This window comes from Kitasatospora sp. NPDC001683 (genome assembly GCF_053596495.1).
The window spans coordinates 104,066-126,249 of the sequence record NZ_JBSFGK010000011.1; the positions used below are offsets into that span (position 1 = coordinate 104,066).

Annotated in this window: 15 protein-coding genes; 7 read left to right on the top strand and 8 right to left on the bottom strand. The window is 72.0% G+C overall.

Translation table 11 applies throughout. The annotated features are described in order from the left end of the window. Positions 1-142: 142 nt before the first annotated feature. A complete protein-coding gene (locus ACWCYO_RS08930) occupies positions 143-1,828 on the top strand; it encodes an acyl-CoA mutase large subunit family protein (RefSeq protein ID WP_270143958.1) in 1,686 nt (561 codons plus the stop codon). A gap of 64 nt (positions 1,829-1,892) precedes the next feature. On the opposite strand, the gene ACWCYO_RS08935 is transcribed toward ACWCYO_RS08930, so the two are convergent. Then, positions 1,893-2,579: a TetR/AcrR family transcriptional regulator gene (locus ACWCYO_RS08935; protein WP_405000644.1), complete on the bottom strand. Its 687-nt coding sequence runs from the start codon at positions 2,577-2,579 to the stop codon at positions 1,893-1,895. Positions 2,580-2,943: 364 nt separating this feature from the next. Between ACWCYO_RS08935 and ACWCYO_RS08940 the strand changes: the two genes are divergently transcribed. The 4 genes from ACWCYO_RS08940 (at position 2,944) to ACWCYO_RS08955 (ending at position 7,594) form a co-directional block, all read left to right on the top strand. Continuing rightward, positions 2,944-3,936: a tetratricopeptide repeat protein gene (locus tag ACWCYO_RS08940; protein WP_270143957.1), complete on the top strand. Its 993-nt coding sequence runs from the start codon at positions 2,944-2,946 to the stop codon at positions 3,934-3,936. Positions 3,937-4,669: 733 nt separating this feature from the next. Then, a complete protein-coding gene (locus ACWCYO_RS08945; protein WP_270143955.1) occupies positions 4,670-5,341 on the top strand; it encodes a DUF6230 family protein in 672 nt (223 codons plus the stop codon). A gap of 136 nt (positions 5,342-5,477) precedes the next feature. Next, positions 5,478-6,176 (top strand): DUF6114 domain-containing protein, encoded by a 699-nt coding sequence (locus ACWCYO_RS08950; RefSeq protein WP_449783828.1) that lies wholly within the window; start codon positions 5,478-5,480, stop codon positions 6,174-6,176. Positions 6,177-6,259: 83 nt separating this feature from the next. Beyond that, the gene (locus tag ACWCYO_RS08955; RefSeq protein ID WP_449783829.1) at positions 6,260-7,594 is read left to right on the top strand and encodes a hypothetical protein; all 1,335 of its coding nucleotides are present in this window, start codon (positions 6,260-6,262) and stop codon (positions 7,592-7,594) included. A gap of 80 nt (positions 7,595-7,674) precedes the next feature. Here ACWCYO_RS08955 and pyk read toward each other — a convergent pair whose 3' ends face one another. The 3 genes from pyk to pta all read right to left on the bottom strand — a co-directional run bounded on the left by pyk (position 7,675) and on the right by pta (position 12,680). Next, positions 7,675-9,102, bottom strand: coding sequence for a pyruvate kinase (gene pyk / locus ACWCYO_RS08960; protein ID WP_270143949.1), 1,428 nt, complete (start codon positions 9,100-9,102; stop codon positions 7,675-7,677). Between the two features lie 94 nt (positions 9,103-9,196). Then, complete coding sequence (locus ACWCYO_RS08965) at positions 9,197-10,420, bottom strand: acetate kinase (RefSeq protein ID WP_270143947.1); 1,224 nt, start codon at positions 10,418-10,420, stop codon at positions 9,197-9,199. A gap of 100 nt (positions 10,421-10,520) precedes the next feature. Beyond that, complete coding sequence (pta, locus tag ACWCYO_RS08970; RefSeq protein WP_270143945.1) at positions 10,521-12,680, bottom strand: phosphate acetyltransferase; 2,160 nt, start codon at positions 12,678-12,680, stop codon at positions 10,521-10,523. A gap of 177 nt (positions 12,681-12,857) precedes the next feature. Here pta and ACWCYO_RS08975 point away from each other — a divergent pair, with 177 nt between their 5' ends. After that, a complete protein-coding gene (locus tag ACWCYO_RS08975) occupies positions 12,858-13,139 on the top strand; it encodes a type II toxin-antitoxin system Phd/YefM family antitoxin (RefSeq protein ID WP_270143943.1) in 282 nt (93 codons plus the stop codon). After that, positions 13,136-13,540 (top strand): type II toxin-antitoxin system VapC family toxin, encoded by a 405-nt coding sequence (locus ACWCYO_RS08980; RefSeq protein WP_270143941.1) that lies wholly within the window; start codon positions 13,136-13,138, stop codon positions 13,538-13,540. Before ACWCYO_RS08975 ends, ACWCYO_RS08980 begins: the two co-directional genes overlap by 4 nt. Before the next feature lie 36 nt (positions 13,541-13,576). Here ACWCYO_RS08980 and glgB read toward each other — a convergent pair whose 3' ends face one another. The 4 genes from glgB to ACWCYO_RS09000 all read right to left on the bottom strand — a co-directional run bounded on the left by glgB (position 13,577) and on the right by ACWCYO_RS09000 (position 21,502). Continuing rightward, complete coding sequence (gene glgB / locus ACWCYO_RS08985; protein ID WP_449783830.1) at positions 13,577-15,988, bottom strand: 1,4-alpha-glucan branching protein GlgB; 2,412 nt, start codon at positions 15,986-15,988, stop codon at positions 13,577-13,579. Between the two features lie 98 nt (positions 15,989-16,086). Next, a complete protein-coding gene (locus ACWCYO_RS08990; protein WP_270143937.1) occupies positions 16,087-17,577 on the bottom strand; it encodes a maltokinase N-terminal cap-like domain-containing protein in 1,491 nt (496 codons plus the stop codon). A gap of 248 nt (positions 17,578-17,825) precedes the next feature. Continuing rightward, entirely contained in the window at positions 17,826-19,550 is a 1,725-nt protein-coding gene (treS, locus tag ACWCYO_RS08995; protein ID WP_270143935.1) for a maltose alpha-D-glucosyltransferase, read from the bottom strand. Then, complete coding sequence (locus ACWCYO_RS09000) at positions 19,547-21,502, bottom strand: alpha-1,4-glucan--maltose-1-phosphate maltosyltransferase (protein WP_449783836.1); 1,956 nt, start codon at positions 21,500-21,502, stop codon at positions 19,547-19,549. Before ACWCYO_RS09000 ends, treS begins: the two co-directional genes overlap by 4 nt. Positions 21,503-22,184 lie beyond the last annotated feature (682 nt).

The window sequence follows — 22,184 nt, forward strand, 5'->3', positions numbered from 1 at the left end:
CGGGGAGGGGCGCCTTTCTTTGTTCTCCGGCTTTCCCGGGGCCGCCGTCGACAACTACTAGGACGTCCGAGTAAATTAGTAGGACGTCCTAATAGCTGTGCCGCCCGGTGCCGTGGCGGCCGTACGGAGCGGAGTTCGGCCCATGGACGCCGAGGAGATCGAGCGCGGACGGCAGCGCTGGCAGCAGCGGTACGACAAGGCCCGCAAGCGGGACGCGGACTTCACCACCCTCTCCGGCGACGAGGTCGAGCCGGTCTACGGCCCCGCCCCCGGGCAGCCCGTCGAGGGCTTCGAGCGGATCGGCTGGCCGGGCGAGTACCCCTTCACCCGCGGCCTGCACCCCACCGGCTACCGCGGCCGCACCTGGACCATCCGCCAGTTCGCCGGCTTCGGCAACGCGCAGCAGACCAACGAGCGCTACCGGATGATCCTGGACGCGGGCGGCGGCGGCCTCTCGGTCGCCTTCGACATGCCCACCCTGATGGGCTACGACTCGGACGACCCCAAGTCGCTCGGTGAGGTCGGCCACTGCGGCGTCGCGATCGACTCGGCCGCCGACATGGAGGTGCTGTTCGACGGCATCCCGCTCGGCGACGTCACCACCTCGATGACGATCAGCGGCCCGGCCGTCCCGATCTTCTGCATGTACATCGTGGCCGCCGAGCGCCAGGGCGTGGACCCGGCGGTGCTCAACGGCACCCTGCAGACGGACATCTTCAAGGAGTACATCGCCCAGAAGGAGTGGCTCTTCGCCCCCGAGCCGCACCTGCGCCTGATCGGCGACCTGATGGAGCACTGCGCCAAGGGCATCCCGGCGTACAAGCCGCTGTCCGTCTCCGGCTACCACATCCGCGAGGCCGGGGCGACGGCCGCGCAGGAGCTGGCGTACACCCTCGCGGACGGCTTCGCCTACGTCGAGCTGGGCCTGTCCCGCGGCCTGGACGTGGACGTCTTCGCGCCCGGCCTGTCCTTCTTCTTCGACGCCCACCTGGACTTCTTCGAGGAGATCGCCAAGTTCCGCGCCGCGCGCCGGATCTGGGCCCGCTGGATGCGCGACCGCTTCGGCGCGAAGACCGACAAGGCGCAGTGGCTGCGCTTCCACACCCAGACCGCGGGCGTCTCGCTCACCGCGCAGCAGCCGTACAACAACGTGGTGCGCACCGCCGTCGAGGCGCTCTCCGCGGTGCTCGGCGGCACCAACTCGCTGCACACCAACGCGCTGGACGAGACCCTGGCGCTGCCCTCCGAGCAGGCCGCCGAGATCGCGCTGCGCACCCAGCAGGTGCTGATGGAGGAGACCGGCGTAACCAACGTGGCCGACCCGCTGGGCGGTTCCTGGTACGTCGAGGCGCTGACCGACCGGATCGAGCAGCAGGCCGAGGCGATCTTCCAGAGGATCCTGGACAAGGGCCGGGAGGACCACGAGATCGGCCCGATCACCTCCGGCATCCTGCGCGGGATCGAGGAGGGCTGGTTCACCGGCGAGATCGCCGAGGCGGCCTTCCAGTACCAGCAGGCGGTGGAGAAGGGCGAGAAGCGCGTGGTCGGCGTCAACTGCCACCCGCGCAGCGTCACCCCGGACCTGGAGATCCTGCGGGTCAGCCACGAGGTCGAGCGCGAGCAGGTGCGGGTGCTGGGTGAGCGCAAGGCGGCCCGGGACGACGCGGCGGTGCGGGCCGGGCTGGACGCCATGCTGGCGGCGGCGCGCTCGGGCGAGTCGATGATCCCGCCCATGCTGGACGCCGTGCGCGCCGAGGCGACCCTGGGCGAGATCTGCAACGCGCTGCGGCAGGAGTGGGGGACGTACCGGGAGAACGCGGCGTTCTGACCTCCTGAACTTCGAAGCCGCCGTACGGACTTCCGTACGGCGGCTCCGCCGTGCCCGGAAGTCCTCAGCCCGTGGTGAGCGGTCCGAGCAGCAGGTCGGTGAAGCGGCGGGTCCACTCGGGGGTGATCGGCTCGCCGCTGACCAGGACGCGGTGTTCGACCGTGCCCGCGATGGTGTCGAAGATGATGTCGACCTCCTCGCGGGCCGATCCGGCGTCGGTGTCCTCCTCGAGTTCGCCGCGCGCCTGGGCGGCCGCCCGGCCCTGCCGGACCAGCCGCTTCTGGGGGTCCACGATCGCCTCGCGGATCCGGCGGCGCAGCTGCGGGTCGCGGGTGCCCTCGGCGAACAGGGCGAGCAGTGCGGTCTGGGTCTCCGGGCGGGCCAGCAGGTCGGCGAACTGGGCCACCACGGCCTCGATGTCGGCCCGCAGGCTGCCGAGGTCGGGCATCACGAGTTCGTCGAAGAGGCTGGCGACGGCGTCCACCACGAGCTCGTTCTTGGAGGGCCAGCGGCGGTAGAGCGTGGTCTTGGCGACCCCGGCCCGGCTGGCGACGTGGCCCATGGTCAGTCCGCCCCAGCCCAGTTCGGCGAGGGCCTCGCGGGTGGCGTCGAGGATCGCGCGGTCGGCGGCGGCGCTGCGCGGCCGACCCTTGGTCCGGGACGCGTTCGCGCCCTCCTGGGCCGTGCTGCCCCGGTCTGGGCTGCCCGGGACCGTGCGGTCCGGGCTCGCGGAGGGCTGGGCGGCCGGCACCGGATCTCCTTGCGATTTACTGGTAAGTAACTTGGGTGGGGCTGGTAACGGTAGCGACTGTTCGCCGATTCGGGCAGCCGGGCAGCCCGGGAAAGTGGGGCAGCTCACGTCCCCGAACCGCCGGTGGGGCTTGCGGCCGGGCCACCGGCTCCAGTTACGCTACGACCTGTAGCGAAAGCAGTGACAACCAGGCGCCGGACCCGTGGGACGGGGACGGCGCGGGCGCGGGTGGGGATCCGCGCCGAACGGTTCAGGCTACCGGGGGAGGGGCGCACCGTCCGGGATCCCGCGCCGCGCAGCCCGCGCGGGGCGACTTTCCGGAGGTTGGTGCCCGCGAGCAGCGCGGACGGGGGAGGATGGTGCCATGCAGCCACGGAATTCGCGTCTCAACAGCGCCGCCCTGCGCGGTGCGGTCGACCTCGCCGCAGTGAAGGCGGCCGGTGAGGCCGCCCAGAAGGCCGAGCAGGCCCGGGCCGAGCGGGCCCGCCAGGCGGCCGCCGCCGAAGCGGACGGAGTCGCCCCCCAGTCCGCCTACCAGCTCGTCATCGACGTCACCGAGGACACCTTCGAGACCGAGGTCGTCCAGCGCTCCACCGAGGTGCCGGTCGTCATCGACTTCTGGGCCGCGTGGTGCGGGCCCTGCAAGCAGCTCAGCCCGGTCCTGGAGGGCCTGGCCGAGGAGTACGCCGGCGCCTTCGTGCTCGCCAAGATCGACGTGGACGCCAACCCGCTGATCGCCCAGCAGTTCGGCATCCAGGGCATCCCGGCCGTGATGGCCGTGGTGGCCGGCCAGCTGGTGCCGCTGTTCCAGGGCGCGGAGAGCGCCGCGAACGTCCGCAAGGTGCTGGACCAGCTGATCCTGGTCGCCGAGCAGCGCTTCGGCATCTCCGGCGGCGCGGTCGCCCCGGGCGGGGCCGCGGAGGCCGCCGTCCCGCAGCGCCCGGAGGACCCGGCGCTGGCCGCCGCGCACGACGCGCTGGACGCCGGTGACCTGGGCGGCGCCATCCAGGCCTACCGGAACGTGCTGGCCGACCAGCCGAACAACACCGAGGCCAAGCTGGGCCTGGCTCAGGCCGAGCTGCTCAGGCGGGTCGAGGGCCTGGACCTGCAGGCGGTCCGGGTGGCGGCCGCCGCCGACCCGAAGGACGTCGAGGTCCAGCTGCAGGCGGCCGACCTGGACCTGGTGGGCGGTCACGTCGAGGACGCCTTCGGGCGCCTGGTGGACACCGTCGGCCGGACCTTCGGCGAGGACCGGGACACCGCCCGGCTGCGCCTGCTGGAGCTGTTCGAGGTGATCGGCCCGGAGGACCCGCGGGTCGTCGCGGCCCGAGCGGCGCTGGCCCGCGTGCTGTTCTGAGCCCCGCGTGCCGTTCTGAGCGGTACGGCTGGCGGGTCCTGGCACCGAGTGCCTGGCACGTCGGGTGACCTGTGGTGTCGCCGGGGGATTTGGCGACAATCCGGTCAACCGGACAGAGGTTTACCAAATCTTGATTTCACCCGTGGGTGGTCACGTTGAGTGACCACCCACGGGTGTTTCGCTAGTGTTTCCGGCAAATTTCGTCGCCACGATTCCTTCAAGGCGTCACGCACAGTGCAAATCGCGCCAATTCCATGATCAATGCCACTCCGTGTTGCATTACCCGTCAGTAAGCCACCCCTTGTGCTTCGCCCGGGATTCAAGCACGATCGGCCACGCCCGGTCCCAGACTCCACACCCTCCGACAGCCGGTCGGCCACGCGGAGCGCGGGATCCCCACCGGGTGATCCGCCGGCTCCGGTCGGCGGTAGGGAGGGCAGGGGGGTATCCGCGGTCCCACGGCGGTTCCTGTCCTCGACCGGCCGCGCGGCCCTGCGCGGTCGCTGGTTGTCGCTCGGGGGTGATCGCCGATGTCGTCGGTCCGACCCGTCGTCCCACAAGGACGGCCGGTTCCGGGACGGGAGTGCCGCAGCACGCAGGCCGCTCCCGCGTCCGACGACGCCCAAGGCGCTCTCCGCTACCGAGGACGTAGCTCTCTCCCATCCCAGGCCCCCACCGGCGCGGGACGCGCCGCCGGGGAGCCGGAGATGTACGTCCTAGAAGGAGGACTCGCATGTCCAAGGCCTACGGCAAGACCCGCTGGAAGCGCTTCGCCCTGGTGATGGTGCCGAGCGTCGCGGCCACCGCGATGGTCGGCGTCTCGATCGCCAACAGCGCGCTCGCCGCCTCGTTCAGCATTTCCGGCCAGCAGTTCAAGGTCAGCACCGACCAGCTGCACGGCACCAACTTCGCCCAGTTCGGCTCGGTCGACATCGAGGCGAACGGCAAGCCGCACCCGGTCGCGGTCTCGGCCTTCGACCACGCCACCATCAACAACCTGTGCCAGTCGGTGGTGACCGACCTGTCCGCGTTCGGCCTGGGCAAGATCACCCTCCAGCTGCACGCCGGCACCGACTCCGCCAAGCCGGTCGAGGCCTCGAACCTGCTGATCGACCTGGAGCAGCTGAAGGCGGACGCGACCTTCACCGACATCAACATCGGTCAGGACGCCTCCACCCTCTCCGGCACGGCCACCCAGGGCTGGGCCCCGCACGCGGGCGTGACCAAGGCGGGCGGCGGCGCCGGTCTGCCGACCGGTCCGACCGGCTTCGCCCAGTCGGCCAAGGTCGCCGACCTGAGCGGCGTTCAGCAGACCGCGCGGGCCACCTCGGCCGGCACCTTCAAGCTGAACGGCCTGAGCCTCGCGCTGAAGAGCGGCGACGGCGCGGGCAACGAGTGCTTCTGAGCCCCGTCTGACGGCACGCCGACCGGCGTGCCCGGGTGACGGGTCCAACTGCGGCCGGGGGGCGGCGGATCACCGCTGCTCCTCGGCCACCCCCCTTTTTTGTTCCAACCTCGTAGCGACGTCGAGGAGTTGCACCATGTCCAGCGCAACGGTCGAGACGCGACCCGGCCATCAGAACCCCATCGGGTGGCTCTGGCGGCACTGGCGTGACTTCCGCCGCACCAGGCCCTACTGGGGCGGCAAGCTGGCCATGATCGCCGGCATCCCGATCCTCTACTTCCCGTACGCGCACCTCACGTTCGGCGGGCTGACCATCGCGATGTCCACCACGGCCGGCGCCGGGTCGCTGATCATCGGGGTGCTGATGATCATCCTCGGTCTGACCGCCTGGTTCCAGCCCGCCGTACGGGTCTTCGCCGGCATCGCGACCATCCTGCTGACGCTGGTCTCGATCCCGGTCTCCAACCTCGCGGGCTTCGGCCTGTCCCTGCTGCCGGGTCTGATCGGCGGCGGGCTGATGGTCTCCTGGGCGCCGCTGCCGGAGCCGGTCGCCGAGCCCGCCGACGGGCGGCGCGGGCGCCGGGCCAGGCAGGCGGAGAACCCCGTCGCGCCGCGCGTCGCCACCGGGACCGCTGAAGGTGCCAAGGCTTCCGAGGCCACCGAGCCGGCCGCCGCCGAGACCGCTGGGCCCGAGAGCGCCAAGACCGAGGCGGTCGAGGCGCCCACCGCCAAGCTGCCCGCCCAGGCCGCGCCCAAGGAGCCGGCCGCCGAGCCCGCCGCCGAGGCCGCCGTCCCGCAGCAGGGCACCGCCGCGGAGCAGGAGGAGGCGCGGTGACCGGGCCGGCCGAGCAAGCGGAGGGCACGGCCGGCCCCGCGCAGCGCTCCGGCCGGCACGCGGCGCCACGCACGCCGGTGCGGGTGAGACTGAGAGGTCGCGCCCTGGCGATGGCCGCGGTGCCGACCGCGCTGCTGATGGCCGCGGCCTACACGCCCAACCCGGCGGTCGCCGAGTCCGCGGCGGGCAAGCCCTGCGGCAACGCGCCGGTCGCCGTTCCGGACGTGGCGCCGATCGAGACGCCCGTCCCCAAGAGCGAGCTGCCCGCGCCACCGCCCGCGCCGTCCGGTACGCCCGGTACGGCGTCGACGGGGGCGCCCGCGACCGGCCCCGGGTCGGTGCCGACCACCGTGCCGACCCAGGTGCCGACCACGGCCCCGACCACCGCGCCGGTGAAGCCGCCGGCCGCCCCGCCCGTCGTCCGCTCCGCCGCCACCGGCGGTTCGGGCACGGTGAGCGCCGTGTACCAGGGCACCGGGAACGGGACGGCCACCGCGAGCCAGGCCGGACTGATCGACGACATCGTCGGCGGCATCAACCACCTGCTGGACCCGGGGAGTTCGGCGAGCTCGACGCCGACCGCGACACCCAGTGCCACCCCCCAGGCCCCGGCCGCCCCGGCCCCGCGGGTCGGCACCCCGGCGCAGCCCGCCCAGCCGCAGGCCCCGGCCGCCGGCACCGGGCAGGCCGCGACCCAGTCCTCGGGCGGTCAGTCCGCGGGGGCCCAGCCCTCGGCGGGGCAGCCCTCGCCGGCCGCCACCGCCTCCGGCGGGAAGTCGAGCGCCAAGGCGGCCCCGTCCGCGACCCCGTCGGCGGACGCCCCGGCGACCCCGGCGGCCACCGCGACCCCGTCCGCCTCGCCCACCGCGAATCCCAACTGCGACGTGGACGCCCGCAACCTGACCGCCGGCAAGGCCTCCTCCGAGCAGGTCGTGCCGCAGCAGAACTGGACGCTGCAGACCAGCCGGCTGGGCCTGCACGGCGCGGCCTTCCACGGCGTCTACGACGTGAGGACCCCGACCGGCACCAAGCGGGTGCTGAAGTTCGTGGTCGACAGCGTGGACATCGAGAATCTCGACATGTCGACCCTGGAGGGCAACGGCGTCACCTTCCACGTCCAGGGCGCCCCGGGCTCGACCTCGACCATGCGCAACGGCCAGGTCACCATGTACGTGGAACGGCTTTCCGGCCACCTGTCCAAGGTGCTCGGCCTGCCGATCCCGATCGACCTGGGCGAGATCACCCTCACCCCGGACACCCTGCCGCGCTGGCTGTACGACCTGATCGGCTCCGTCCCGATCCCGCTGGACCTGGAGCTGACCGGCGTGACCGCCAAGCAGGCCGGTCAGTTCGGCGGCACCCTGCACATCCCCGGGATGCACCTGTTCAACGACAACGCGCCCTACAGCGACAAATAGCGGACGCCACGACGCCGATGGGGCGGCCCTCCCGTGAAGGAGGGCCGCCCCACCGGCGTTCGTACGGTCCTACCGGGGCGTCACTCGCCGTGGCTGCCCAGGCGGTGCACCTGCACCAGGTTGGTGGTGCCGGGGACGCCGACCGGGACACCGGCGGTGACGATCACGGTGTCGCCCTCGCCCAGCTCGCCCATCCGCAGCAGCTCGCGGTCGACCTGCGCGACCATCGCGTCGGTGGTGGCCACCTGCTCGGTGACGTACGACTCGACGCCCCAGCTCAGCGAGAGCTGGTTGCGGGTGGCCGCGTCCGGGGTGAACGCGATCACCGGGATCGGCGAGCGGTAGCGGGACAGCCGGCGCGCGGTGTCACCGGACTTGGTGAACGCGACCAGCGCCTTGCCGTTCAGGAAGTCGCCCAGCTCGCAGGCGGCGCGGGCGACCGAGCCGCCCTGGGTGCGCGGCTTGCGGCCGGGGTTGAGCGGCTGCAGGCCCTGGGAGACGAGCTCCTCCTCGGCCTTCTCGCAGATCCGGCTCATGGTGCGGACGGTCTCGACCGGGTACTTGCCGACGCTGGACTCGGCGGAGAGCATCACCGCGTCGGTGCCGTCCAGGATGGCGTTGGCGACGTCGGAGACCTCGGCGCGGGTCGGGCGCGAGGCGTGGATCATCGACTCCATCATCTGGGTGGCGACGATGACCGGCTTGGCGTTGCGGCGGGCCAGGGTGATCAGCTGCTTCTGGACCAGCGGCACCCGCTCCAGCGGGTACTCGACGGCCAGGTCGCCGCGGGCGACCATGATGGCGTCGAAGGCGAGGACGATCTCCTCCATGGCCTCGACGGCCTGCGGCTTCTCGATCTTGGCGATGACCGGCACCCGGATGCCGACCTCGTCCATGACCTCGTGGACGTCCTTGATGTCGGCCGCGTTGCGGACGAAGGACAGGGCGACCATGTCGACGCCCAGGCGCAGCGCGAAGCGCAGGTCCTCCTTGTCCTTCTCGGACAGGGCGGGCACGTTCACGGCCGCGCCGGGCAGGTTGATGCCCTTGTTGTTCGAGAGCACGCCGCCCTCGACCACCACGGTCTTCACCCGCGGGCCGTCGACGCTGACGACCTCCAGGGCGATGACGCCGTCGTTGATCAGGATCGGGTCGCCGGGCTTCACGTCGCCGGGCAGGCCCTTGTAGGTGGTGCCGCAGATGTGCTGGTCACCGGGGACGTCCTCGGTGGTGATGGTGAACTCGTCGCCGTTGTCGACGGTCACCGGGCCGTTGGCGAAGGTCGCCAGACGGATCTTGGGACCCTGGAGGTCGGCCAGGACGCCGATGGCCTTGCCGGTGTCCTCCGAGACCTGGCGGACCTTTCGGTACCGCTCCTCGTGGTCCGCGTGGTTGCCGTGGCTCATGTTCAGTCGGGCGACGTTCATGCCCGCCTCGACGATGGCCTTCAGCTGTTCGTAGGAGTCCGTCGCCGGACCCAGGGTGCAGACAATTTTCGCTCGGCGCATATGGGTCAGTCTATCCGTTCGTGTTATAGGTGCATTCGGCACGGATCGGGAGGAATCGCCGACGAAGAATTCCGAGGAGTGAGACGATTTCGTGTCAGTCCTCGGACGACCCGGCCTCCCGGTGCACCAGGGCGAAGGCCTGTCGGGCGATCTCCAGCTCCTCGTCGGTGGGCACCACCGCGACCGCCACCCGGGAGTACGCGGGCGAGATGATCCGGGCCTCGCCGGAGCGCACCGAGTTCAGCTCCGGGTCCACGGCGATGCCCAGCTCCTCCAGTCCTGCGGTGGCCGCCGCGCGCACCGGCGCCGCGTTCTCCCCGACGCCCGCGGTGAACGCGATCGCGTCCACCCGGCCGAGCACCGCGTAGTAGCCGCCGATGTACTTGCGCAGCCGGTGGACGTAGCTGTCGAAGGCGAGCCGCGCGTCCGCGTCCCCCTCCTCGGCGCGGCGCATGATCTCGCGCATGTCGTTCTCGCCGCACAGGCCGCGCAGGCCGCTGCGGCGGTTGAGCAGGTCGTCGATCTCGTCGACGGACAGCCCACCGACCCGGTGCAGGTGGAACACCACGCCGGCGTCGATGTCACCCGAACGAGTGCCCATGACCAGGCCCTCCAGCGGGGTCAGGCCCATCGAGGTGTCCACGCAGCGGCCGCCGCTGACCGCCGAGGCGGAGGCGCCGTTGCCCAGGTGCAGCACGATCACGTTGACCTCGGCCGGGTCCTTGCCGAGCAGCCGGGCGGTCGCCCGGGAGACGTACTGGTGCGAGGTGCCGTGGAAGCCGTAGCGGCGCACCCGGTGCTCGTCGGCGACGGCCTTGTCGATCGCGTACCGGGCCGAGTACTCGGGCATCGAGGCGTGGAAGGCGGTGTCGAACACGGCCACCTGCGGCAGGTCCGGCCGCAGCGCGCGGGCCACCTCGATGCCGGTGATGTTGGCCGGGTTGTGCAGCGGCGCGACCGGGATCAGCCGGCGGATCTCCTTCAGCACCTCGTCGGTGATCACGGTCGGCTCGGTGAACCGCTTGCCGCCGTGCACCACCCGGTGGCCGATCGCGGCCAGGTCGGGGGAGTCCAGCCCGAGCCCGTCCGCGGCCAGCTCCTCGGCGACGGCCTTCAGCGCGGCGAAGTGGTCCGGGAAGACCTGCCGCAGCTCGCGCCGCCCGCCGGCCCGCGGGGTGTGCGCCAGTCGGCCGGCGGACTCACCGATCCGCTCGACCAGCCCGGCGGCCAGCCGGGCGCCGTCCAGCATGTCGATCAGCTGGTACTTCACCGACGAGGAGCCGGCGTTGAGAACGAGAACGCGCGTCCCTTCACTCATGCGCCCACCTCGCTGCGCTCGGCGGTCGTTTCGCGAAACGCGCACCCGTTGATCGTTCTCCCCCAGCCTTCGGCCGGGGGGACCCCCATGCTTCGCTCGCTCACGCCTTCGGCTCCTTGTCGTCCTGGGACTGGATGGCGGTGATCGCGACGGTGTTGACGATGTCCTCCACCAGCGCCCCGCGCGAGAGGTCGTTGACGGGCTTGCGCAGCCCCTGCAGCACCGGGCCCACCGCGACCGCGCCGGCCGAGCGCTGGACCGCCTTGTAGGTGTTGTTGCCGGTGTTGAGGTCCGGGAAGATCAGCACGGTCGCCCGCCCGGCCACCGGCGAGCCCGGCAGCTTGGTGGCGGCGACGTGCTCGTCCACCGCCGCGTCGTACTGGATCGGGCCCTCGACCAGGATGTCCGGCCGCAGCTCGCGGACGATCTCGGTGGCCTTGCGGACCTTGTCGACGTCCGCGCCCGAGCCGGAGGTGCCGGTCGAGTAGGAGAGCATCGCGACCCGCGGCTCCACCCCGAACTGGGCGGCGGTGGCGGCGGACTGGATCGCGATGTCGGCCAGCTGCTGGGCGTCCGGGTCCGGGTTGACCGCGCAGTCGCCGTACACCAGCACCTTGTCGGCCAGGCACATGAAGAAGACGGAGGAGACGATCGAGGCGCCCGGCGAGGTCTTGATCACCTCGAAGGCGGGCCGGATGGTCGCCGCGGTGGAGTGCACCGCGCCGGAGACCATGCCGTCGGCGATGCCCTCCTGGACCATCAGGGTGCCGAAGTAGGAGACGTCGGTGACCACGTCCAGGGCCAGCTCGACGGTCATCCCCTTGTGGGCGCGCAGCCGGGCGTACAGCTCGGCGAACTGGCGGCGCAGCGGGCTGGTGGCCGGGTCGACGATCCGGACCTGGGCGCGGTCGGCGCCCGGCTGTCCCCCAGCCTGGCGGCCGGGAGGTGCCCCCACCTGCGGCAGGTCGATGCCCAGGGTCGCGGCCTTGCGGCGCACCGCGTCGACCTCGCCGAGCAGGGTGAGGTCGCAGATGTTGCGGCGCAGCAGGATCTCGGCCGCGCGCAGCACCCGCTCCTCGGCGCCCTCTGGCAGCACCACGTGCCGGCGGTCGGCCCGGGCGCGCTCCAGCAGCTCGTGCTCGAACATCATCGGGGTGACCCGCTCGGACCGGCCGACCTCGATCCGGTTGGTCAACTCGGCGGTGTCGACGTGCAGTTCGAAAAGGCCGAGGGCGATCTCGGCCTTCCGGGGGCTGGCCGCGGTGAGCTTGCCCTCCAGGTGGGTCAGGGTGGCGGCGGTGGGCCAGCTGCCCTCGGGGACGAACGCGACCGGGGTGCCGGGGGCGAGCCGGGCGGCGAGCGCCATGACGTTCGGGCCGGGGTGCTGGCCGAGGGTCAGCAGCACGCCGGCGATCGGCGGGGCGCCGGCCGCGTGCGCGGCCAGCGAGCCGATCACCAGGTCGGCGCGGTCCCCGGGGGTGACGACCAGGGCGCCCTCGGTCAGCGCGTCCAGGAAGGTGGGCAGCATGGCGCCGCCGAAGACGAAGCCGCGCACGTCCCGGCCCAGGCCGGCCGCGTCGCCGAGCAGCACCTCGGCGCCGGTCGCCTCGACCAGCTGGGCGACGGTCGGCGCGGCCAGGGCCGGCTCCTCCGGGATGACGTAGGCGGGGATCGGCAGCTTCTCGGTGAGCGCGCGCTGGATCCGCTGCTTGGCGCCCGGGGCGACCCGGTTGGCGATCATCGCCAGGGTCTCGCAGCCGAGGTCGGTGTACGCCCGGTGGGCGTTGCGCACCTCGGCGATCACGGCCTCCGGCTCCTTGCCCTGCCCGCCGAGCACCGGCAGCACGGCGGCGCCGAACTCGTTGGCGAGGCGGGCGTTGAAGGCCAGCTCGTCCGGGATGTTGGTGTCCGCGAAGTCGGTGCCGAGCACCAGCACCGCCTCGCAGCGCCGCTCCACCGCGCGGAACCGGTCGACCAGGGCGGAGACCAGCTCGTCCTGCCCCTGGGCGGCCTGCAGCGCGGCGGCCTCCTCGTAGGTGAGCCCGTACAGCTCCGAGCTCGGCAGGTCGATCCGGTACCGCCCGCGCAGCAGCTCCACCACGTGGTCCGACCCCGCCTCGCCGGGCGCGGCCGCGTGCACCAGCGGACGGAACACCCCGACCCGGTCCACCTGGCGGGTGAGCAGTTCCATGACCCCGAGCTCGACCGCCTGCCGGCCGTCCCCCCGGTCGATCCCGGTCACGTACACGCTGCGCGCCACGCGGATGTCTCCGTCCCGTCGTCTCGGAAGGTGGTCATATCGACCATACCTTCACAGCCCGCACACCCGTCCGCGAGCAGGGGGCCGCCGGGAAGGCAAGGGACCAACGGCCTGGACTGGGATCTGCGTCGACGCATGCCCTTGATGTACCTACGTGATGTAGTTACATTGGCTGGTATGGAGACCATGGGACTGCGTGAACTGAACCAGAACCCGTCGAAGGCGGTCGCGCGGGTCCGGGCCGGTGCGACGATCGTCGTGACCGACCGCGGGCGGCCTGTGATGAGGCTCGTGCCGGAGACCGAACCGGAGTCGACCCTCGAACGCATGGTCGCGGCCGGCGAGGTCACCCCGCCCGCCGAGCAGGGCATGCCCGAGCTCGCCCTCGACCTGCTGCCGGACGTCGGCAGCCTGTCGGACCTCCTGATCGAAGAGCGGAACCGGGAGCGCGACCGTTGATCTACCTCGACTCGTGTGCGCTGCTGAAGTTCATCAAGCCGGAGCCGGAGACGGCCGCGCTGCGTGCCTGGCGGGAGGCGCTTCCCGACGGCACCGAGCTGATCACCAGCGAACTGGCCCGGCTGGAGATCACCCGAACGCTGCTCCGCGCGGGCCTGTCGCACCAGCTCGTCCCGTACCACGTCGACCAAGCGCTTCGGGGCGCCTACCAGGTCGATCTCAGCAGCGCGGTGCTCGCCAGGGCCCTCGCCTACCGCACCCCGCGGCTGGGATCGCTGGACGCACTCCACCTCGCCAGCGCGGAGCCGTTTCGCGCCGAGCTCACCGACTTCGTCACCTACGACCGCGAGCTCGCCAGGGCCGCCGAGGAGCTCGGGTTCCCGGTCACGGCCCCCCGGTGAGCGCCCGCCCGGGGTCGGGCGGGCGCTCCGGGCCGGTCAGGCCGGGCGGAGCCAGAGGGTGGCGAGTGGGGGGAGGACGAGTTCGGCGGAGCGGGGCTGGCCGTTCCAGTCGACGGGTTCGGACTTGATCGGGTCGGAGTTGCCGATGCCGCTGCCCCCGTAGGTTTCGGCGTCGGTGTTCAGCAGTTCCTCCCAGAGCTGCTCGCGGCCGCCGAGGTCGGGCAGGCCGACCCGGTGGCCGTGGCGGACGACGGGGGAGAAGTTGCAGACGGCGACCAGGGGGGTGCCGTCGGCGGCGTGGCGGACGTAGGAGAGCAGGTTGTCGTCGGCGGCGCCGCCGTCCAGCCAGCGGAAGCCGTCCGGGGTGGTGTCGAGTTCCCAGAGGGCGGGGGTGGCGCGGTAGGTCCGGTTGAGGTCGCGGACCAGGCGGCGCACGCCCAGGTGCTCCTCACGGGCCGGCCACTGCTCGTCGAGCACCCACCACTGCGGGCCGTGTTCGTGGTCCCATTCCGCGCCCTGGGCGAACTCCTGCCCCATGAACAGCAGTTGCTTGCCCGGGTGGGACCACATGAAGCCCAGGTAGGCGCGGTGGTTGGCGCGCTGCTGCCACCAGTCGCCGGGCATCTTGGCGACCAGGGCCTGCTTGCCGTGGACCACCTCGTCGTGCGAGATCGGCAGGATGTAGTTCTCGGAGTAGGCGTACACCATCGAGAAGGTGATCTCGTTGTGGTGGTACTTGCGGTGCACCGGCTCCTTGGACATGTAGACCAGCGAGTCGTGCATCCAGCCCATGTTCCACTTCAGTCCGAAGCCGAGCCCGCCGGCGTCGGTGGGGCGGGTGACGCCGTCCCAGGCGGTGGACTCCTCGGCGATGGTGATCACGCCCGGGCAGCGCCGGTAGACGGTGGCGTTCATCTCCTGCAGGAAGGAGGCCGCGTCCAGGTTCTCCCGGCCGCCGTACTGGTTGGGCGTCCAGCCGCCGCCCTCGCGGGAGTAGTCGAGGTAGAGCATCGAGGCGACGGCGTCGACCCGCAGGCCGTCGATGTGGAACTCCTCGCACCAGTAGACGGCGTTGGCGACCAGGAAGTTGCGCACCTCGGTGCGGCCGTAGTCGAACTCCAGCGTGCCCCAGTCGGGGTGTTCGGCGCGCCGCGGGTCGGCCGGTTCGTACAGCGGCTCGCCGTCGAAGCGGGCGAGCGCGAAGTCGTCCTTGGGGAAGTGGGCGGGCACCCAGTCGACGATCACGCCGATGCCGTGCCGGTGCAGGGTGTCGACCAGGTACCGGAAGTCGTCCGGGGAGCCCAGCCGGGCGGTGGGGGCGTAGTAGCCGGAGACCTGGTAGCCCCAGGAACCGCCGAAGGGGTGCTCCATGACCGGCATGAACTCCACGTGGGTGAAGTTCAACTCCTGGAGGTAGCGCGGCAGTTCCTCAGCGATGGCGCGGTAGGAGGTGAGGTCGGGCCGCCAGGAGGCCAGGTGCAGCTCGTACACCGACATCGGCGCGCGGTGGTGCGCGGTACGGGCCCGGCGGGCCATCCATTCGCCGTCCTGCCACTGGTGGTCCGAGGAGGTGACCACCGAGGCGGTGCCGGGCGGGCACTGGGCGGCGCGGGCCAGCGGGTCGGCCTTGTCGAGCACCCAGCCCTGCCGGGTGTGGATCTCGTACTTGTACGTGGTGCCCTCGGCGAGGCCGGGGACGAACAGTTCCCAGATGCCGGAGGAGCCGAGCGAGCGCATCGGGTGGCCGGTGCCGTCCCAGTGGTTGAAGTCGCCGATCAGCCGCACCCCGACGGCGTTGGGCGCCCAGACCGCGAAGGCGGTGCCGGTGACGCCGTCGACGGTGCGCACGTGCGAGCCGAGCGCCTGCCACAGCTGTTCGTGCCGGCCTTCGGAGATCAGGTGCAGGTCGAGCTCGCCGAGGGTGGGCGGGGTGCGGTAGCCGTCGTGCTGGCGCAGCGGCTCGCCGCCGGGGTAGCTCACCAGCAGGGTGTAGTCCGGGAGTTCGCCGCCCACCAGCAGGCCCGTGAACAACCCGCCCTGCTGGTGGGTGAGTTCGGCCGGGCCCTGGGCGGTTTCCACCACCACCCGCTCGGCGAACGGGCGCAGCACCCGGATCGCCGTCCCGCCGTGCACCGGGTGCGCGCCGAGCAGCGCGTGCGGGTCGTGGTGCTGCCCGCTCACCAGCCGGTCCACCTCGGCCGGCGGCAGCGGTGCCTCGGGCAGGCGCAGGGCGCCGAGGGGGGTGTCCGCCGGAACTCCCGGAGCCGGCGCACCGGAAGGCGCTTCGGACTCGGGCACGTCGGACTCCCAGGACGAGTCGGCCGCCCGGGGCTCGTCGGACTCCCGGGGCGTGACGGACTCCTGGGCCTCGGCCCGTTGGGAGGCGTCGGCCAGGAAGGTGGCCTGAACGGGGCGGGTGGGGCGGCCGGTCGGGTCGAGCGACGTCACGGCGTGGTCCTCCAGCGGCGGGGTGGGCGAACTCGTGTCGGGGCAGCGGGACTGCGGGACTGCGGAACAGCAGGAGTGCGGGACAGCGGGCGGGACGGTCAGACGGACAGGGCGAGCCGGTTGATCGCGGCCAGCGGGATCGGCAGCCAGCTGGGCCGGTGCCGGGCCTCGTACACCACCTCGTAGACCGCCTTGTCGATCTCCAGCGCCCGCATCAGCTCCGGCGAGGCCGCCGGGTCGGCGCCGCCCCCGGCGGTGTAGCCGGCGCAGAAGGCGGTGCGGTTGCGCTGGGCCCAGGCGGCGGCGAGGTGGGCGAGCTCCGGGTCGACCGGGCCGCCGGCCAGCAGGTGGGCGGCCGCGTAGTCGAAGGAGCGCAGCATCGCGGCGACGTCGCGCAGGGCCGGCTGCGGCTCGCGGCGCTCGGTGACGGACTTGGCGGGCTCGCCCTCGAAGTCCAGCAGCACCCAGCCGTGCGGGGTGCGCATGGCCTGCCCGAGGTGGAGGTCACCGTGGATGCGCTGGACCGGCAGGCCGTCCGGGTGGGCGTCGGCGAGCTGCTGGAAGGCGGTGCGCAGGGCGGCCCGGAAGCGGAGCAGTCCGGGGACGGCGGCGACCGCGCTGTCCAGCCGGTCGGCCATCGCGGTGGCGAGCCGGCCGGTCTGGGCGCGGTCGAGCCGGGCGACCGGCATCGAGCGGGCGAGCACCCGGTGCACCTCGGCGGTGGCCCGGCCGAGCCGGTGCGCCTCGATCGCGAAGTTGCCGGGGGAGCGGTCGCCCTTGAGCCGGCCGACCTGGTCGAGGGCGAGCTCCCAGCCGTCCTCGGCGTCCGGCAGGTAGCGCTGGAGCAGTCCGAGGGTGGCGGGTTCGGCGCGTTCCATCCGGCTCTCGAACCAGGCGGCGACCCGGGGGATGCGGGTGGAACCGGCCCGGGAGAGGGCGAGGGAGAGTTCGAGGTCGGGGTTGGTGCCGGGATGGATGCGGCGGAAGAGCTTGAGGATGTACGAGGTGCCGTAGATGACCGAGCTGTTGGACTGTTCGGCGGTCGAGGCGCGGCCGGGGAGGTTGACGGGCAGCCCGGAGCCGGGGGTGCGGCGGAAGGACAGCGAGCCGAACCGGTCGCCGGTGGCGAGGTGTTCCAGCAGCCGCCCGGTGAGCTCGGGGTCGTGGACCGCGTCGTAGAGGGCGGCGCCGTCGTACGGGCCCTGGCTGAGCAGGCCGAGCACGGCGCCGGGTTCGATGCCCGCGGGGCCCTGGGAGCGGATGCCGAGCAGGAGTTGGTAGGTGTCGCCGTGCGGCAGGCCGGCCGTGGTGGCGTGCTCGACCCGCAGCAGCAGGTGCAGCAGGGCCGGGTCGCCGACCTGCAGCGGGGTTCCGACCATCGGGACGAGCCCGGTGATGGGCCGTCCCTTCCCGGCGTACCAGCGCTGGGTGGGGAGCCACTCGGCGATCAGCGGCAGGGCCGCCTGGACGAGCTCGCTGACCCCCAGGGCGGTTCTCCGGGGCCCGGTGCTCCGCGCGCCCGGGTGCGCGGCGGAGCCGGCCGGGGCGTCGTGCTGCACATGGGCTTGAGAACGGGAGGTTTCGGACATGACTCCCTTTCCCCGGAAGCACGCGGACGCCCGACGGGTCGTGGCCGGGGTCCGAGTCTTCCGGATTTCGGCGGCGCGGCGGTCGCGGCACGCGAGCACGGCTCGGGTGTCACGCCTTCGTGTGGGTAGCCGTTGGGCTGTTCTCCGTACGCGGTGGTGCAGAGAACTCCGGGGGCGCGGGGTTCAACTCGCGCCCCCGGAGGGTCTGGTGGTGCTGTGCGGGCCGCGGTGGCGGGTGCGGCGGATCGTTACTTCGACCGCCTGGTCCCGCTCAGGCGCGGGGGCTGCCGGAGCTGGAACCAGTAGAAGCCGTGTCCGGCCAGCGTGAGCAGGTAGGGCCACTCGCCGATCGACGGGAATCGCACCCCGCCGATCAGCTCGACCGGGTACCGCCCGCCGTACTGCCGCAGGTCCAGCTCGGTCGGCTGCGCGAACCGCGAGAAGTTGTTCACGCACATGACCAGGTCCCCCTCGTACTCGCGCACGAAGGCCAGCACGGCGGGGTTGCTGGACGGCAGTTCGGTGTAGGTGCCCAGGCCGAACGCCGGGTTGAGCTTGCGGATCTCGATCATGCGACGCGTCCAGTGCAGCAGCGAACTCGAACTGCTCTGCTGCGCCTCGACGTTGGTCACCTGGTAGCCGTACACCGGGTCCATGATGGGCGGCAGACTGAGCCTGCCCGGGTCGGCGGAGGAGAAACCCGCGTTGCGGTCCGGGGTCCACTGCATCGGCGTGCGCACGCCGTCCCGGTCGCCCAGCCAGATGTTGTCGCCCATGCCGATCTCGTCCCCGTAGTAGAGCACCGGCGAGCCGGGCAGGGAGAGCAGCAGGGCGGTGAACAGCTCGATCTGGTTGCGGTCGTTCTCCAGCAGCGGGGCGAGCCGGCGGCGGATGCCCACGTTGGCGCGCATCCGGGGGTCCTTGGCGTACTCCGCGTACATGTAGTCGCGCTCCTCGTCGGTGACCATCTCCAGGGTCAGCTCGTCGTGGTTGCGCAGGAAGATGCCCCACTGGCAGCCGCCCGGGATCTGCGGGGTCTTGGCGAGGATCTCCGACACCGGGTACCGGGACTCCCGGCGCACCGCCATGAAGATCCGCGGCATCACCGGGAAGTGGAACGCCATGTGGCACTCGTCGCCGCCGGCGGTGAAGTCGCCGAAGTAGTCGACCACGTCCTCCGGCCACTGGTTGGCCTCGGCGAGCAGCACGGTGTCCGGGTAGTCGGCGTCGATCTCCTTGCGGAGCCGCTTGAGGAACTCGTGGGTCTCCGGCAGGTTCTCGCAGTTGGTGCCCTCGCGGGCGAACAGGTACGGCACCGCGTCCAGCCGGAAGCCGTCGATGCCGAGGTCGAGCCAGAACCGGAGCCCGGCGATCATCTCGTCCTGGACCCGGGGGTTGTCGTAGTTGAGGTCCGGCTGGTGGGAGAAGAACCGGTGCCAGTAGTACTGCTTGCGGACCGGGTCGTACGTCCAGTTGGAGGTCTCGGTGTCGACGAAGATGATCCGGGCGTCCGGGTACTGCTTGTCGTCGTCGGCCCACATGTAGAAGTCGCCGTACGGCCCGTCTGGGTCCTCCCGGGAGGCCTGGAACCACGGGTGCTGGTCGCTGGTGTGGTTCATGACGAAGTCGATGATCACGCGCATGCCGCGGGCGTGCGCGGCGTCCACGAACTCCATGAAGTCGGCGAGGTCGCCGAACTCCGGCAGCACCGACTTGTAGTCGGCCACGTCGTACCCGCCGTCGCGCAGCGGCGAGGCGAAGAACGGCGGGAGCCAGAGGCAGTCGACCCCGAGCCACTGGAGGTAGTCGAGTTTGGCCGTGAGCCCCTTGAGGTCCCCGACCCCGTCGCCGTTGCTGTCCTGGAAGGACCGCACCAGCACCTCGTAGAAGACCGCACGTTTGAACCACTCGGGGTCCAGGTTCTTCTTCGAGGTCTCCGGGAAGGTGTCGGGGACGGGCTCGTTCACTGTCACGTGGGGTTCCTCCGAACCGTGAGGAGGTGAGCCGGCTCGGCTGAGGGATCGAGCCGGACGTAGTTGTGCCGGCCCCAGGTGTAGGCGGCGCCGGTGAGCTCGTCGTGCACCGCGTAGGGCCCGTCGCCGTCGAGGGTGACGGTGGCCTCCTGGACGTGGTGCGGGTCGAGGTTGACCACCGTGATCACGTGGTCGGTCAGGCCCTCGGCCGTGGTCGCGGTCTTGGAGTAGGCGAGCACCCGCTCGTTGTCGGTGGGATGGAAGCGCAGGTCGCGCAGCTGCTGCAGGGCTGGGTGGCGCCGGCGCAGCCGGTTCAGCACGGTGAGCAGCGGGGCGAGGGTGTCGGGGCGGGTCCAGTCGCGCGGGCGCAGCTCGTACTTCTCCGAGTGCAGGTACTCCTCGGAGCCCGGGTGGGCCGGCTCGTTCTCGTACAGCTCGTAGCCGGCGTAGACGCCGTAGCTGGGGGAGAGGGTGGCGGCGAGCACCGCGCGGATCGCGAAGGCGGCGCGGCCGCCCTGCTGGAGGAAGGCGTGCAGGATGTCCGGGGTGTTGGTGAAGAAGTTGGGGCGCATGTAGGCCGCTGCGTCGCCGGTGAGTTCGGTGAGGTACTCGGTGAGTTCGTTCTTGGTGTTGCGCCAGGTGAAGTACGTGTACGACTGGTGGAAACCGATCTTCGCGAGGGTGTGCACCATCGCGGGGCGGGTGAAGGCCTCCGCCAGGAACACGACATCGGGGTCGGTGCGGGCGATGTCGGAGAGCACCTGCTCCCAGAACACCACCGGTTTGGTGTGGGGGTTGTCGACCCGGAAGATCCTGACGCCGTGGGACATCCAGAACCGGAGGATCCGGACGGTTTCCTTGACGATTCCGTCCATGTCCTGATCGAAGTTGATCGGATAGATGTCCTGGTACTTCTTCGGCGGGTTCTCGGCGTACGCGATGGTCCCGTCGGCGCGGTGGCTGAACCATTCCGGGTGCTTGTTCACCCACGGGTGGTCCGGGGAGCACTGGAGGGCGAAGTCCAGCGCCACCTCCAGGTGCAGCGCCGTGGCCTCGGCGACGAAGTGGTCGAAGTCCTCGATGGTGCCGAGGTCGGGGTGGATCGCGTCGTGGCCGCCCTCCGGCGAGCCGATCGCCCAGGGTGAGCCGACGTCGTGCGGACCGGCCGTCAGGGTGTTGTCCGGGCCTTTGCGGAAGGCTCGTCCGATCGGGTGGACCGGCGGCAGGTAGACCACGTCGAAGTCCATCGCGGCGATCGCCGGCAGCCGCTCGGCGGCGCTGTGCAGGGTGCCCGAACGCGGCGGCTCGACCCCGTTCGGGTCCACCACCGCACCCTCCGAGCGCGGGAAGAACTCGTACCAGGAGCCGAACAGCGCGCGCTCGCGGTCCACCTGCAGCGGCAGCGGACGGGAGGCGGTGAGCAGTTCGCGCAGCGGGTACCGGGCCAGCAGGTCCAGCACCTCGGGGGCGAGCGCGGCGGCCAGCCGGGACAGCGGCGGCAGCCCCGGGTCGCGCAGCGCCTCCGCGGCGGCCAGCACGTGCGCCCGGCCCTCCTTCTTCGGCACCCCGGCGGCGGCCTGCTCCAGCAGCCGGGCGCCCTCCTCCAGGACCAGCGCGGTGTCGATCCCGGCCGGCAGCTTCACCGCGGCCGTCCTGCGCCAGGTGGCGACCGGGTCGCTCCACGCCTCCACCAGGTACGACCAGCGGCCGGGCGCGGTGGGGGTGACGTGCGCGCCCCAGCGGTCGGTGCCCTCGGCGAGCTCGCGCATCGGCGTCCACGGGCCGCTGCGGCCGCGCGGGTCGCGCAGCACCACGTTGGCGTTGACGACGTCGTGGCCCTCGCGGAAGACGGTCGCCGTGACCAGGAAGGTCTCGCCGACCACGGCCTTGGCCGGGCGGCGGCCGGCGTCGATCTGGGGGCTGACGTCCAGGACGGGGATGCGGCCGATCACGATGTCGCTCTCTGTCGTCTTGCGGGCGGAGGGCTTGGCGGCGGTCTTGGCGGTGCTGCTGCTCTTCGTGGTGCTGCTCTTGGCGGTACTGCTCTTGGCCGGGGTCTTGCTCGCGGTCTTGCTCGCGGCGCGCTTGCGGGCGGACGACTCGGCGGCGGGCGCGGGCTCCCCGGGGTCGCCGACCCGGCGGGTGGTCGCCGCCGCGGTGCGGCGCGTGGTGGTGGTGCGCCGGCGCGGTGTCGCCGTCCGGCCCTCGTCGGCCCCGGGTTGTCGGGCCGCTGCGGCGGGCTGGGCTGTGGCGGGCGGTGCTGCGGGGGCCTGTGCGGTGGAGGCCTGGGCTTCGGAGGATTCGGTACGGACCGCTCCGGAAACCCGGGGCGACGGCATCGCCGGGTCTGTCCGAGTGTCAGAATCCATCCGTCCGGCGGATTCCGCGACCGCTGCGTCGACGGTGTCGGCCATCGGTGTGGACTGGTCCCGTGTGTCGCCGTGCATGCCAAACTCCTGCCCGAGATCAGCGGCAGCTCCCGCGGGCCGGGGGGACGGGCCAGGGGAGTGCCGGGAGGACTGCTGGGTCGGGTGGACGTGCGACCGGAAGCCTGCCCGCGCCGCCGTCCCCGGCAACCTGCCCGGCGCCCGCCGAACCGGTGGCGGGACGCCCCGGAACCCGTGCGCGTCCCGG

What these genes read in the sequence shown, in the direction of transcription:
- ACWCYO_RS08930 (WP_270143958.1), top strand. Translation starts at nt 143, where the DNA reads ATGGACGCCGAGGAGATCGAGCGCGGACGGCAGCGCTGGCAGCAGCGG.
- ACWCYO_RS08940 (WP_270143957.1), top strand. Translation starts at nt 2,944, where the DNA reads ATGCAGCCACGGAATTCGCGTCTCAACAGCGCCGCCCTGCGCGGTGCG.
- ACWCYO_RS08945 (WP_270143955.1), top strand. Translation starts at nt 4,670, where the DNA reads ATGTCCAAGGCCTACGGCAAGACCCGCTGGAAGCGCTTCGCCCTGGTG.
- ACWCYO_RS08950 (WP_449783828.1), top strand. Translation starts at nt 5,478, where the DNA reads ATGTCCAGCGCAACGGTCGAGACGCGACCCGGCCATCAGAACCCCATC.
- pyk (WP_270143949.1), bottom strand. Translation starts at nt 9,102, where the DNA reads ATGCGCCGAGCGAAAATTGTCTGCACCCTGGGTCCGGCGACGGACTCC.
- ACWCYO_RS08965 (WP_270143947.1), bottom strand. Translation starts at nt 10,420, where the DNA reads ATGAGTGAAGGGACGCGCGTTCTCGTTCTCAACGCCGGCTCCTCGTCG.
- ACWCYO_RS08975 (WP_270143943.1), top strand. Translation starts at nt 12,858, where the DNA reads ATGGAGACCATGGGACTGCGTGAACTGAACCAGAACCCGTCGAAGGCG.
- ACWCYO_RS08990 (WP_270143937.1), bottom strand. Translation starts at nt 17,577, where the DNA reads ATGTCCGAAACCTCCCGTTCTCAAGCCCATGTGCAGCACGACGCCCCG.